Source organism: Mesorhizobium onobrychidis, from assembly GCF_024707545.1.
Lineage (GTDB): Bacteria > Pseudomonadota > Alphaproteobacteria > Rhizobiales > Rhizobiaceae > Mesorhizobium > Mesorhizobium onobrychidis.
The window spans coordinates 4,096,403-4,109,174 of record NZ_CP062229.1; the positions used below are offsets into that span (position 1 = coordinate 4,096,403).

The 12,772-nt window shown below is 61.8% G+C and carries 12 protein-coding genes; 5 read left to right on the plus strand and 7 right to left on the minus strand.

Annotation, left to right across the window (positions count from 1 at the left end):
• Positions 1 to 76: 76 nt before the first annotated feature.
• Together folB and folK are read left to right on the plus strand one after the other, a co-directional pair.
• Positions 77 to 436 carry a dihydroneopterin aldolase gene (gene folB / locus IHQ72_RS20300; protein ID WP_123145775.1) on the plus strand — a complete coding sequence of 120 codons (360 nt, stop codon included), beginning with the start codon at positions 77 to 79 and terminating at the stop codon, positions 434 to 436.
• Entirely contained in the window at positions 420 to 932 is a 513-nt protein-coding gene (gene folK, locus IHQ72_RS20305) for a 2-amino-4-hydroxy-6-hydroxymethyldihydropteridine diphosphokinase (RefSeq protein WP_258116793.1), read from the plus strand. The genes folB and folK overlap by 17 nt, the downstream gene beginning before the upstream one ends.
• 103 nt (positions 933 to 1,035) lie before the next feature.
• On the opposite strand, the gene IHQ72_RS20310 is transcribed toward folK, so the two are convergent.
• Together IHQ72_RS20310 and IHQ72_RS20315 are read right to left on the minus strand one after the other, a co-directional pair.
• Positions 1,036 to 1,584, minus strand: a complete 549-nt coding sequence (locus tag IHQ72_RS20310; RefSeq protein WP_374120262.1) for a DUF924 family protein — start codon at positions 1,582 to 1,584, stop codon at positions 1,036 to 1,038.
• Positions 1,581 to 3,437 carry a monovalent cation:proton antiporter-2 (CPA2) family protein gene (locus IHQ72_RS20315; protein ID WP_258116794.1) on the minus strand — a complete coding sequence of 619 codons (1,857 nt, stop codon included), beginning with the start codon at positions 3,435 to 3,437 and terminating at the stop codon, positions 1,581 to 1,583. The genes IHQ72_RS20310 and IHQ72_RS20315 overlap by 4 nt, the downstream gene beginning before the upstream one ends.
• A gap of 250 nt (positions 3,438 to 3,687) precedes the next feature.
• Between IHQ72_RS20315 and IHQ72_RS20320 the strand changes: the two genes are divergently transcribed.
• On the plus strand, positions 3,688 to 3,954 hold the full coding sequence (locus tag IHQ72_RS20320; RefSeq protein WP_095492786.1) for a hypothetical protein: 267 nt from the start codon (positions 3,688 to 3,690) through the stop codon (positions 3,952 to 3,954).
• Between the two features lie 98 nt (positions 3,955 to 4,052).
• Here IHQ72_RS20320 and IHQ72_RS20325 read toward each other — a convergent pair whose 3' ends face one another.
• From IHQ72_RS20325 to IHQ72_RS20340, 4 genes are all read right to left on the minus strand, one after another.
• A complete protein-coding gene (locus tag IHQ72_RS20325; protein ID WP_123145779.1) occupies positions 4,053 to 4,607 on the minus strand; it encodes a hypothetical protein in 555 nt (184 codons plus the stop codon).
• A 190-nt stretch (positions 4,608 to 4,797) separates the two neighbouring features.
• Positions 4,798 to 5,886: a YcjF family protein gene (locus IHQ72_RS20330; RefSeq protein WP_258116797.1), complete on the minus strand. Its 1,089-nt coding sequence runs from the start codon at positions 5,884 to 5,886 to the stop codon at positions 4,798 to 4,800.
• A complete protein-coding gene (locus IHQ72_RS20335; protein ID WP_258116798.1) occupies positions 5,883 to 7,379 on the minus strand; it encodes a YcjX family GTP-binding protein in 1,497 nt (498 codons plus the stop codon). The genes IHQ72_RS20330 and IHQ72_RS20335 overlap by 4 nt, the downstream gene beginning before the upstream one ends.
• Positions 7,380 to 7,697: 318 nt before the next feature.
• Entirely contained in the window at positions 7,698 to 8,201 is a 504-nt protein-coding gene (locus IHQ72_RS20340; RefSeq protein WP_123145940.1) for a SixA phosphatase family protein, read from the minus strand.
• A gap of 264 nt (positions 8,202 to 8,465) precedes the next feature.
• On the opposite strand from IHQ72_RS20340, the gene dksA reads away from it, so the two are divergent.
• Entirely contained in the window at positions 8,466 to 8,882 is a 417-nt protein-coding gene (gene dksA, locus IHQ72_RS20345; protein WP_006202025.1) for an RNA polymerase-binding protein DksA, read from the plus strand.
• A gap of 136 nt (positions 8,883 to 9,018) precedes the next feature.
• Here dksA and IHQ72_RS20350 read toward each other — a convergent pair whose 3' ends face one another.
• Positions 9,019 to 9,753, minus strand: a complete 735-nt coding sequence (locus IHQ72_RS20350) for a flagellar biosynthetic protein FliO (RefSeq protein WP_258116800.1) — start codon at positions 9,751 to 9,753, stop codon at positions 9,019 to 9,021.
• A 368-nt stretch (positions 9,754 to 10,121) separates the two neighbouring features.
• On the opposite strand from IHQ72_RS20350, the gene cckA reads away from it, so the two are divergent.
• On the plus strand, positions 10,122 to 12,692 hold the full coding sequence (gene cckA / locus IHQ72_RS20355; protein ID WP_258116801.1) for a cell cycle histidine kinase CckA: 2,571 nt from the start codon (positions 10,122 to 10,124) through the stop codon (positions 12,690 to 12,692).
• The last annotated feature ends 80 nt before the right edge of the window (positions 12,693 to 12,772 follow it).

Sequence of the window (12,772 nt, forward strand, 5' to 3'; positions counted from 1 at the left end):
GTCGATTTAAGCGTTAGAGCGTAGTTTGTGCGTCCAACCGGACGCGCCTCGCTCTAATCGAGCGGGACGCTGAGCGATGTATGTCATACGCATGAAGAACTGCGCTTTCTTCGCCCGGCACGGCGTGCTGGATGAGGAGGAGACGCTCGGCCAGCGCTTCTATGTCGACGCCGCGCTCACCGTCGAACCCGGCCGCGCGCTGGTCGATGATTCCATCGAGGATACCGTCCACTATGGTGTCGCCTTCGGGGTAATCGAAAAGATCATAACCGGGGAGAGGCGCTTTCTGATAGAAGCGCTGGCGCTGGAGGTGGCCCGGGCGCTAACGGCCCGGTTTCCCCAGATCAAAAAGGCCGAGATTACCGTGCGCAAGCCGAACGCTCCGGTGCCCGGTGTGCTCGATCATGTCGAGGTGACCGTTGTCTGGCCCGAATAATACTGTCTACCTCAGCCTTGGCGGCAATCTCGGCGATCCGGCAAGGTCGATGGGCGCTGCGCTGCGCATGCTGGATGCCGACGAGAACACGCGCGTCGTTATAGTCTCCTCGCTTTACCGCACACCACCCTGGGGCAAGCTCGACCAGCCGGATTTTCTCAATGCGGCTGCCGAAATTTCGACTGTGCTCGCACCACATGCTTTGCTCGATCTCTGCCTCGATGTAGAGCGCAGGCTGAAGCGGGTGCGCGAGGAGCGCTGGGGTCCACGCCTGATCGACATCGACATTCTGGTGTTCGGCGATCGGATCATCCACGAAACCGGGCTGGAAGTGCCACATCCGCGCATGCTGGAGCGCGCTTTTGTTCTGGCGCCGCTGGCCGAGATCGCGCCTGACCTCACCGTGGACGGCAGAAGCGTGGCGGAGCGGCTTGCCGCTCTCGACAGCGCCGGCATCGAGCAATTGCCGTCCAGCCGGGATTGGTGGCTGACCTAAACGGCGTGTTTTCAAATGGAACCGCTACGCTGCTCTATCTCTTTGTTTATGCATTGGATTTAACCGAAAGACGCTTCGCACCTTTGGCTCCGATGCACTCAGCTCAGCCGGAAAATCCGCCCCCGTCGAGGAACACCTGTTCCTCCGGCGTCGTCTCGCGGCCAAGCATCCTGTTTCGATGCGGAAAGCGGCCGAAGCGCTGAATGATCTCCAGGTGCTCGACCGCATATTTCAGATAGGATTGGGCTTTGGCGGTAGTGAGGTCCACTGATTTGAGCTGGTCGGCGAGATGCTCCGAATGCTCATAAGGCAGATAGAGGAAGACGCGCAGCTCTTCGTCGAGCGCCAGATCCTGGCCGGCGGCGATCGCCTTTTCGGCAAAATGCCTTGCCAGCGGGTCGGTGGCATACATATGGCCGGTGCCGCGAAAGCAGTTTCGCGGGAACTGGTCGAGCAGGATCATCAGCGCCAGTGAGCCTTCGGCATGCTCCGACCAGTCGTCGCATACACGCCGCGCGGCAGCATAGTGCAAGTCGAGAAACCGATCGCGGAACTCCGCGTCGAAGGCGTCATTCTTCTCGAACCATGCGTCTTCCCCTGCGTCACGCCAGAATTTGGTGACGGAGAGCGCGCGCTCGTCCAGTTCGATCATCTGTTTGCTCCAGGTGTTAAATCCGCAGGCTCGGATTTATGCAGAACGCCGGCGGTTTCTTCATTGAGCGCCTGACCGGTGCGGCGCGGTTGGCTGAGCGGCGTCGGAATCGGCGTGCCGATATTGCCCTTGAGGAAGCGCGCTCCGGCGCGAACGCCTTCGACAAGCTGCAACTCGAAACGGGCGGCATCGCGGTGGCGGACATCCTCGATCACCTCGGCGACTTCCGCTGGGTCGACGCCCAGCGCTTCCAGCGTGGAGCCGCCAAAGACAAGCGCCGATTCGAAGGTTTCGCGAATCTGGAAATCGACGCCGCCACGTATCAACTGGAGTGCGGTTCCGCGGTCGAAAGCGCGTGCCAGCACGGTCAGCAGGGGAAACTCCGCCTTGATGAGCTTTGCGATGCGGACGGCGACATCGGGCTTGTCGACGCAGATCAACACGGCGCGCGCGCGGCCGGCGCCTGCGGCACGCAGAATGTCCAGCCGCGTGCCGTCGCCATAATAGACCTTGAAACCGAAATCGGCCGCCGCCTGGATCATCTCGACCTCATTGTCGATGATCGATACATCGATCCCGCGCAACAGCAGCGGTTGGCTGGCGATCTGGCCGAAGCGGCCGAAGCCGATGATCAGCACGCTGCCGGTAAGGCCATCGGCGATGTCGACGCCTTCGAGCGACTGCTCGTCGCGCGGCGTCAGATACCGCAATGCCAGAATGGCCAGCGGTGTCAGCACCATGGAGATGATGACGATCGCCGTCAGGGTCGCATTAGCCTGGCTGTCGATGATGCCGACCGCCGCGGCGGCGGAATAGAGAACGAAGGCGAATTCGCCGCCTTGCGCCATGAAGACGGCACGCTCGAGCGCTTCCCGGTGACCGGTCTTGAGGATGCGGGCGACGAGATAGATGCCGATCGCCTTTATCACCATGTAGGCGACGACGTAGATGACGACAATCCGCCAGTTCTCGATGACCACATGCAGGTCGAGCGACATGCCGACCGCCAGGAAGAACAACCCGAGCAGCACACCGCGGAATGGTTCGACATCGGCCTCCAGCTGATGGCGAAAGGTGGATTCCGACAACAGCACGCCGGCCAGGAAAGCGCCCATCGCCATCGACAGGCCGCTGAGCTGCATGGCAAGCGCCGACCCCAGAACGACCAGAAGGGCGGCTGCGGTCATCACTTCGCGGGCGCGGGCGTCCGCCAGGATGCGAAAGAACGGATTGAGCAGATAGCGCCCGGCCAGCACCAGCCCGACGATGGCGGCAAGGCCGATGCCCACCTCCGTCAGCCGCTGCGTCAAGCTCATATCGGCGCCGCCCGGCGCCAGGAAGGCGATCAGGGCCAGCAGCGGCACGATGGCCAGGTCCTCGAGCAGCAGGATGGAGACAATGCGCTGGCCCTTGGGCGCGGCGATCTCACCGCGTTCCTCCAGAAGCTGCATGACGATCGCCGTCGAGGTCAGCACGAAGCCGGCGCCGGCGACGAAGGATTGCGAGACCGGAAAACCTCCCGCCAGTCCGACGCCGGTCAGCAACAGCGCGCACACGCCGACCTGCAATGCCCCAAGGCCAAAGATCTCTCGCCTGAGTCCCCACAGCCGTGACGGCTGCATCTCCAGCCCGATGATGAACAGGAACATGACGACGCCGAGCTCGGCGACGTGAAGAATCGCTTCCGATTCGGAAAAGATGCCGATGCCGAACGGGCCGATGACCACGCCGGCCGCCAGATAGCCGAGGATGGAACCAAGCCCCACGCGCTTGAAGATCGGTACGGCGACAACACCTGCAGCGAGCAGCGCCACCACGTGGATCAGATCGCTGCCCGCTGCTTCTGCTGCCATGCCTGCCGTTCCGTTCTCTCTAGGGACCGCTGCACGTGCCGCGGCATCGAGCGGCCAAGATAGGGGCTTCGGCTGAAATCGAACAGTCCGAATCCGGAAACTGGTGCAGCAGTGTTGCAGGCGCGCTCCACAGCTTTATGCACCCGCTGCGTTGCGTGTTGCAGCAATCGGGCGCTAAGGACGCGCGGCTTTGGCCGTGGAGGGCGGACGACGATCAAGTCGGCCGCCTTTTTTGAGGGAGACGACTGACATGAAGATTTTTTTGCTTGTTGCCGTTGGCATTGCGGCACTTGCCGGATCGGCCTGCTCGAAGGCGCCGGACTGCACGACCGAAATGCTGGCCAAGAAAGCTCAGGACATGACTGCAGCCCTTCAGGAGGCGGTTACCAAGGATCCGGCCAAGGCAGCCGACCTCACGGCCAAGGTCCAGGCGGTCACAACCAAGTATCAGGGCACGACGACGGCGGACGAGGCCTGCAAGGCCTATGACGAGTTGATCACCGCCATCAAGGGCTGAGCATCGATCGGAGTTTTGGCAAAAAGCGGTGGCCGTAGCTGCCGCTTTTTGCAACTAGAGTAGAGCGCTGCACGTCCTATCGGTCGCGCAATGGCCGCTCAGTTCGGCGCGATGGAGCCGACTTCGACCGTATCGACGCGCTTCAGCTTCATGCCGATGACCGGCACCAATTGCTGGTCGACGCGCACCGCAACCGTCACCGTCATCGAATTGTCGTTGGGGACAAGAGCCTGCATGACCCCGCGCAACTGGTTGCGGTTGATGGTGAAGACGACCTTGTTGGCACTGACCACGTTGCCGCCGATAATGTCGAGGCCAGAACCGGCAGCACCGCCCATGAAGCTGCCCTTGTAGCCCTCGCGGCCTTTGTGCTGGATCGTCGCCGACATCTGCTGGGTGAACATGCCGACCCGGCAACCGCCGTCGAGCGACATGCCGATCTTGCCGTCTGGTGTCGAACCGGTGAAATTGCAGGTGAATTTCGTGCCCTTGTATTTGCCGGCGACGATTTCCCCCGGGCCGACCCATTCGCCTTCTACCGATTGAAAGAACTTCCTGTCCCGTTCTGCTGCAAAGGTCTTTTCGGCCATGCCGGCAGTTGTTGAAACCACGACCGCCATCGGCAGGACGCTAGACAAGATCACGCTTTTCATCGACGACACCCGGCAACAAAGAGACTGGTTTGGAACCCGTCCGACCATGAACAAGATTGGTTAATGCTTCGTCACCGCTAGCGCATGGCTCCGAAAATCGGAAGCGATTTGCGCTGGGATCATCCGCGAAATCAAAGTGCTTCAGCGTCCGTTGCGCGCCCACCAGGACGTGCGGTGCTGGAGACGGTTGTCACGTGTCGGAAGCGGATGTCTCCTTCTGCTTTTTCGTTGCAAACGATGTCAGCGCGGACAGGAAATCACCCATGCCGGGCCGTCTCGTGGCGCTGAAGGGCAGGGGCCTTGCGGTCTCCATCGCAGCAATGCCGATGCGCGCCGTCATCATGCCGTTGACGACACCTTCGCCAAGCTTGGCCGAGAGCCGAGCAGCGAGGCCATGGCCGACGATCTGCTGAACGAAACTGTCGCCGACGGCAATCGAGCCGGTCACCGCCAGATGAGCGAGAACGCTGCGCGCCAGCCGGAAGAACCCCAGCGTGCCCGGCCGGCCGCCATAAAGTTCCGACAGCCGGCGAATCAACCGGCCCGCTTCAAACACGACATAGGCGACGTCGACCAGAGCGCGAGGGCTGACCGCCGTCACCAGCGACACACGCTTTGCCGCTTCGAGGATCATCACCTTGGCGCGCGCATCGAGGGGGCCGAGGATTTCGGTCTCGGCCAGGCGCACCAGATTGCCACCGTCGATGATCTCCTCGCGCAAGTCTGCCAACGCGCGTCTGCCGGCGGCGGTTTCCGGCTTAGCCGCGACAAAGGCCGAGAGTTCGTCGACCACGGCGCGAGCGGCCTTCGGATCGTCGCGGGCGATGGCGTCGAGTGCCCGCTTCTGCAGCTTTTCGACCTCGGCGAGGCGGGCGATCGCCAGGAATTCGCGGACGAGGATGACCAGAAGCGCCAGCACCGCGATCACGGCCATCCCGGCGGCCAGCCAGCCCAGCCATTCGGCACGCGCGAACAGATCGCGAATCAGCTGATCGGTCCAATGGCCGAGGGCCAGCGTAACCAGAACGCCCAATGCGCCGAACAACAAGCCACCTGATATCGAACGCTTACGCGGCGCGGTCGCCGGCGGCGGTTCGGCGGCGATAATATCTGGCTCGTCGAAAACGTCGATTTCCGCCGGAGTGACGACGGCAAGATCAGCCTTCACGGTGCGCGGCTTTCTGGTCGATGGAGCGTCGGGCTGGCGCAAGGCTGCCCGTTCTTTTGGCGGGGCTTCCGGCTCGATGCGAAAAGCCGCCGGCTTGCGGGGCGCGGTCATGCCAGATAATCTCCGATCAGGAACTGCAGGGCGCGGTCGAGCCTGATATGCGGCAGCGACAGCGTGACGCCTTCAGCCGTGCGTTCGAGCTTTGGCGGGCGAAAGCGCACGAAGCGGATCGCCGGGTCATCATTACTTTGTCGATGGTCTGGGCTCTGGCGATGGTCTGGCCCAGAGACATCGAACACTGCATCAATTTTCTCCGGTAAATCACCGGGAAATATGGCTGTTTCGGTTTTTCCATCAAATGTTTCGCCGTTGATCTTTTCACCTTTCAACGGTGTGCCAATGATGACCGGCAACGTCTCACGGCCTTGCTTGACCGTGCCTTCCCGGGTCGCTCGCACCGCCGCCAGGGCAACCACGTCGACATCGGCGCCGGTGAAATTCGCCCGCGCCACGGCACGGTCGGCGAGCCGCCGCACGATCGCCTGCAGCTGGTCGTGGCTTTCGTGGTGCAGATGGTCCGCCTTCGTCGCCGCCACCAATATGCGGTCGATGCGCCTTGAAAAAAAGTCGGTCAGGAAATTGCCGCGGCCGGGGCGGAAACATGCGAGGATTTCGGTCACAGCACGTTCGAGATCGGCCATTGCGCCGGGGCCTGCGTTCAAGGCCTGCAGGGCGTCTATCACCACGATCTGACGGTCGAGGCGCGTGATGTGCTCCCGGAAGAACGGCTTTACGACATATGTCTTGTAGGCCTCGTAGCGCCGCTCCATCATCGCCTGAAGCGACCCGGAACGCGCGCGCCGCTCACTCAGGCCCGGCATGGGCGCGAATGTCAGCGCCGGCGAGCCCTCAAGATCGCCGGGCATCAGGAAACGGCCGGGTGGCAGAGTCGAAAGCGCCCGCTCGTCGAGCTTGCATGCCTTGAGATAAGCGGCGAAGCTGTCGGCGAGGCGGCGCGCCGTCATCTCGTCGGCGTCCGCATTCGGATCGACCGCTGCCGAGAGCGCGCGCCATTCCTGTGAAAGGTCGACGCGCACCGGCAGTACGGCCATCTCGAAGGCTTCGCGTGAGAAATCAGCGTAGGATTTGCCGAGCAGCGGCAGGTCGAGCAGCCATTCGCCGGGATAGTCGACGATATCGACCGACAATCTGCCTGATGAAAACATGCGGCTCCAGCCGGAGGCCGATTCATATTCGATGGTGAGCCTCAGCTCGGAAATAGCCCGTGTCGAATCCGGCCAGAGGCGGTCGTCGACCAGGGCCGCTACGTGATCCTCGTACTGGAATCGCGGTACGGCGTCATCCGGTTGCTCTTCGAGGAAGGCACGGGCGATGCGTCCCGATTTCTGCGCCGCGAACAGCGGCAAGCGCCCGCCATGGATCAGATTGTGCACAAAGGCTGAGATGAACACTGTCTTGCCTGCGCGGGAAAGGCCAGTAACACCCAGCCGCAGCGATGGCGAAAAAAGCCCGGTAGCGCGCCCCGACAGCGTATCCAGGGCAATCTTCGCCTCGTCGGTGAAAGTGGTCAGCGATGATGCCAAAATGCGTCTCTCGGGGCTTCGGTACGACCCGATATAGACGCTGCTGCCGAGTGTGGCGAATCCGAAATTCGCAGTACCTTGGAGCAGCGCAGTGAGCGAATTTCGGATTCTAAGCCACACTAGCAAATCATTGAATTCGCGCATGAACCCGAACCATAGCTCGGAAAAGATCCTGCGCAAAATTGAGTTCTACAGCGTCCTTTGCGCGTCCAAGAGGATGCGCGGCGCTGTAGTGTGCTTTTGGATTTGAAGTTCCTGAACGCTGATGCCATTGAAGTGGCAGGAACTTCAAATCCACCACGCTAGGTTGAAATGGCGTCAGAGGTCGGCCGGCGTCACGAAGGCTTCGAGATAGCCGGTGCCTTGCGCGGCGTTGGCAAGACTGCCTGGAAAACGGACGACCGCGAGTCCGGAGGCCGGGAAGCCGTGGTTCAGAATTCCCCTCGCAGCCTCGTCGCCATCGCCCGAAAGCGCGATAGTGAGATCTTCCGTCATCGGGTTGTGGCCGATGACGAGCAGCGAGCCTGGCCCGCCATTGCCGCGGATGATCGAGAGATAACTGGCGGCGTCCTCGCTATAGAGCGTGTCCAAGAACAGGACCCGGCCTGTATCGGTGTGGCCGGCCAGGCCTTCCAGCGTCTGGCGCGCTCGCTTTGCGTTGGAGCAAAGGGTGAGGTCCGGAATGTAGCTGCGGGCCCGCATGGCCGCACCCATCGTTTCGGCGTCGGCGAGGCCGGATGCGTCGAGCGGACGATCGAAATCGCGCATGCCGGGTAGGGCCCATCCGGCCTTGGCATGCCTCAACAGATAAAGCTTGCTCACCGGCCCCTCGCTTGTGCCAAACACCGAAACTCGTCAAAAGGCGCTGCAGGATTAGCCATGAGAACGGCCTTATGCACAATGGCCGGCAGCTTTCAAACCCAACAAATCATACGCGAATTCGGTCGTGCCCTTCATGCGAATGATGCGGCCAATACCGTTTTGCCCGACATTAACAATTGCGTGAAACTGTCGTCGATTACGCTTGTGCAGCATTCGGTCCGCGAATATATAGGCGCCAAAATTGGGGCTGTTTGGGTGAGTCGAATGAACGACATCGTTACTGCCGATTACGTACCCTCCGAAGACGAGCCGTTCATGAACGAACGGCAGAAATCCTACTTTCGCCTGAAGCTCGTCACCTGGAAGAACGACATACTGCGCGAAGCGCGCGAAACTCTCGAAATCCTGCAGCAGGAAAACGCCAACCACCCCGATCTCGCTGATCGCGCCTCTTCGGAAACTGACCGCGCCATCGAACTTCGCGCCCGCGATCGCCAGCGAAAACTCATTTCAAAGATTGATTCCGCGCTTCAGCGCATTGATGAAGGCACTTACGGCTATTGTGAGGAAACCGGCGAGCCCATCGCGCTGAAGCGGCTCGATGCGCGTCCGATCGCGACCTTGTCGATCGAGGCGCAGGAGCGCCACGAGCGCCGCGAGAAGGTCTACCGCGACGACTGAAGCACAGGCGGAGCGCCTAAAAAGCAGCAATAGCGAATTTGTCATGGCCGGTCTCCGGCCATTTTTTTGGTCGACCGTGAACAATCTTGACCGCTAAGCTTTTTGTTAGCTGTTCGCTGGCCCGGTTTTTGGCCGGTTATCTTTTCTGGCTGGAAAGCTCGCCGAGAAGCTTCGTCATCTCGTCATCGAGAGACGACGGCGCCTTTGCCGCCGGCTTGCTCTCCGACTTGGCGGGGTGCGGGTCATCAAACGAGACCTCGAGCTCCCTCATCAGCGTATCGTCAATAGAATCCTGCTTTGGCGGGGAATCCTGTCTTGCCGGCGATGGCGCCTGTCGAAAGGCACTGGCGTTCGCCGATCCGTAGGCGGGCAGCGGCGTGATGGTCGCCGATTGATGGCTTTGCGCTGCTGGCTTCGGCGCTGGCGCCGTCTGATGGGGCCGTACAGGCGTCGGGGCAGCGCTTACCGGCTGCGGAGGCGGTGCTTGCATCATTGGCGCAGGAGCCGGTTGAGGCGCGCGCGGCCGCGGTGCCGGCTGATGGCCGCCGCTATCTCCGGTCAGTGCAGGACGGCGCAGCGCCGACAGCCGGATGTCGCGCTCGACGACGACATCGGTTGGGCCTCCGATCAACAGCAGGTGCTCGATGTCGTCGCGGCGCACCAGCACCAACCGGCGGTGACTGTCGACAGCGGTGGCGTCCATGACGGCCAGGCGCGTCTTGCGGTTCCTGCCACCGGCAACGAATGTTCCGAAGGTCAGATTGCGGACCAGCTTGATAATGAGGAGAATAATGACCAGAAGGACAAGCGCGACCAGCGTCCACAGGATTTCCGCGGCATAAGGACCCAAAACGCTATCCAGCCCTTGCATTAGTGCCCCCGTATCGGCTTTCGAAGAAAACGCGACACTAGACTGTTGCGGCACGCCCCTGCAAGTTGCCTTTCGTGCTTCTTGAACAGCTTGAAACGCCAATGTGGTGGATTTGAAGTTCCTGCGAATTGAGTGCGTCAGCGTTCCCACTTCAAATCCACCACACTGGATTTTCAGCAAGTTGCTGGTGTGATGAATCCGAAATTCGCTCAGCGTTGCACCAAGGTGATGCGAATTTCGGTTTCACCACACCAGGCGCAGAACGGCGTCATTTTTAGCGAACATTTGCCGCCAAGGCCTTTTCCGGACCCTGAGAATGTGATTCAACCGGGCAGGGGCAAGTACCGGATTTCACGAGCAGGGGGCATATGGCCAAGGAAGCGCGCGGCGATTTCTATCCGGTACCGATCGTCGACCAGAACACGCGACCGGGGGCGGTCACCCGGCTCATCGTCTTCATCGTCGTCCTGACCGGCGCCGCGATCGTCTTCGGCCTTTTCCGCGAACGTCTTGGCGATCCATTCCTGCTCGGAATGCTTGGTGTGCTGGCGATGATCGGCGTCGGCTTCCTGTTCGCCACCGCCATCGGCTTCGTGCAGATCACACCGCGCTCGACGAGTGACGAGCTGTCGAAAGCGTTTGTCGATTCGATGTCGCAAGGTCTTCTGGTCACGGACACCAAGGGTCGTGTCGTCTACGCCAATCGGGCCTATGCCGACATGACGGGCGCGGCGTCCGCGGCGGATCTCAAGACGGTCGAAGGTTTGCTGTCCGACGTTCCCGAGGCCTCGGTGACCATATACCGGCTCGCCTCCGGCCTGCGCGACGGCCAGCCCGGCGACGGAGAGTTTCGGCTTGCGCAATCCATTCGACCCGGCGCCGAGCCGGGCGCGCGCTGGTATCGTGCCCGTGCCCGCGCCTTCAGCGTCCCGGGCCAGCGGCTGCCCTTGCTCGCCTGGCAACTCGCCGACATCTCGGAAGAACGGGCCGAGCAGGAGCGGTTCTTCCTCGATCTGCAGGAGGCCATCGACCATCTCGACCATGCGCCGGCCGGCTTCTTTTCGGCCGACCAGGAAGGCCGCGTCACCTATATCAACGCCACGCTGGCGGAGTGGCTGGGCATCGACCTGACGAGCTTCACGCCTGGTGCCGTTACGCTTCCGGAGATCGTCGCCGGCGACGGCATGGCGCTGGTCCGCTCAGTCAAGGCCGATCCCGGCACCACGCGCAATGCGGTCATCGATCTCGATCTGACGACGGTGAAGGGCGAGGCGCTGCCCGTGCGTTTCATGCATAGGGTCGCGGCCAGCCGCGAGGGCGTCAACGGTCCGACGCGCACCATCGTGCTCAACCGGACGCAAGGTGAGGACGCTTCCGCCGATCTTCGCGCCTCGGAGATACGCTTCACCCGCTTCTTCAATTCGACGCCGATGGCAATAGCGGCGGTCGACAACAGCGGGCGCATCTTGCGCACCAACGCGCCTTTCCTGTCGCTGTTTTCCTCCGTCGTCGACGGGGACGCGGTCGATCGGCGCGTGCGGCTGGACACGGTGATCCATGAGCGCGACCGGCCCGCCTTTGCCGCGGCGTTCGAAAAAGCGCGACAAAGGCAGGCCGACATCGAACCGATCGATACGCTGCTGCCCGGCAATGAAGAACGGCACATGCGCTTCTACGTCAACGCGGTTGCCGACGGCACCGGCGAGGGCGCCGAAGAATCGGCCATCGTGTATGCCGTCGAGACCACCGAGCAGAAGGCGCTCGAGGGCCAGATGGCGCAAAGCCAGAAGATGCAGGCGGTCGGCCAGCTTGCCGGCGGCATCGCACACGACTTCAACAACGTACTGACCGCCATCATCATGGCGTCGGACCTTTTGTTGACCAACCATCGCCCGTCGGACCCGTCCTTCCCCGACATCATGAACATCAAGCAGAACGCCAACCGGGCGGCCTCGCTGGTGAGGCAGCTTCTGGCCTTCTCGCGCAAGCAGACGCTGCGGCCGGAGGTGCTCAACCTGACCGACGTGCTTGCCGATCTGCGGATGCTGCTGGCCCGCCTGGTCGGAAGCGACATCAAGCTGAAGGTCGATCATGGCCGCGATCTGTGGCCGGTGAAGGTCGACATCGGGCAGTTCGAGCAGGTGGTGGTCAATCTGGCGGTCAATGCACGCGATGCGATGCCGACCGGCGGCGACCTCACTGTGCGCACCCGGAACGTGACGACAGAAGAGAGCAAAAGCCTTCCCTACCGCGAACTTGCGCCGGCCGATTACGTGGTGGTCGAAGTCGAAGACACCGGCAGCGGCATCGCCCCCGAAGTCCTCAAGAAGATTTTCGAACCCTTCTTCACCACCAAGGAGGTCGGCAAGGGCACCGGCCTCGGCCTGTCCATGGTCTACGGCATCATCAAGCAGACAGGCGGCTTCATCTTCTGCGATTCCGAGGTCGGCAAGGGATCGGTGTTCCGCATTTTCCTGCCGCGCTACATTGCAGAGGCGAGAAAGGCAGGCGAACCCGGCGAGGCGCCGGCTGCACCGGCAAAGATCGCCGACGCTGCCAAGGATTTGTCGGGTTCGGCCACGGTGCTGCTCGTCGAGGACGAGGATGCCGTGCGCATGGGCGGCATGCGGGCGCTGACGTCGCGCGGTTACACCGTCCACGAAGCGTCCTCGGGCGTCGAGGCGCTGGAAGTCTTCGAGGCGCTCGGCGGCAAGGTCGACATTGTCGTTTCCGACGTGGTGATGCCTGAGATGGATGGGCCGACGCTGCTTGGCGAACTGCGCAAGCGGCAACCCGACATCAAATTCGTCTTCGTTTCCGGTTACGCCGAGGATGCGTTCGCCAAAAACCTGCCGGCAGACGCGCATTTCGGTTTCCTGCCGAAGCCGTTTTCGCTCAAGCAACTGGCCACAATCGTCAAGGATGTGCTGGAATCTTAGGGCATACTAATTCTCGCACTTGCGAAATGGCGTGAGACTGCCATGATTATGGCGAAACGGGCGGCGGGTTTTGGGGGAGC

Coding starts and splice junctions, on each gene's coding strand:
- folB (WP_123145775.1), top strand. CDS start 77: ATGTATGTCATACGCATGAAGAACTGCGCTTTCTTCGCCCGGCACGGC.
- IHQ72_RS20310 (WP_374120262.1), bottom strand. CDS start 1,584: ATGATCGAACTGGACGAGCGCGCGCTCTCCGTCACCAAATTCTGGCGT.
- IHQ72_RS20315 (WP_258116794.1), bottom strand. CDS start 3,437: ATGGCAGCAGAAGCAGCGGGCAGCGATCTGATCCACGTGGTGGCGCTG.
- IHQ72_RS20320 (WP_095492786.1), top strand. CDS start 3,688: ATGAAGATTTTTTTGCTTGTTGCCGTTGGCATTGCGGCACTTGCCGGA.
- IHQ72_RS20325 (WP_123145779.1), bottom strand. CDS start 4,607: ATGAAAAGCGTGATCTTGTCTAGCGTCCTGCCGATGGCGGTCGTGGTT.
- IHQ72_RS20330 (WP_258116797.1), bottom strand. CDS start 5,886: ATGACCGCGCCCCGCAAGCCGGCGGCTTTTCGCATCGAGCCGGAAGCC.
- dksA (WP_006202025.1), top strand. CDS start 8,466: ATGAACGACATCGTTACTGCCGATTACGTACCCTCCGAAGACGAGCCG.
- IHQ72_RS20350 (WP_258116800.1), bottom strand. CDS start 9,753: ATGCAAGGGCTGGATAGCGTTTTGGGTCCTTATGCCGCGGAAATCCTG.
- cckA (WP_258116801.1), top strand. CDS start 10,122: ATGGCCAAGGAAGCGCGCGGCGATTTCTATCCGGTACCGATCGTCGAC.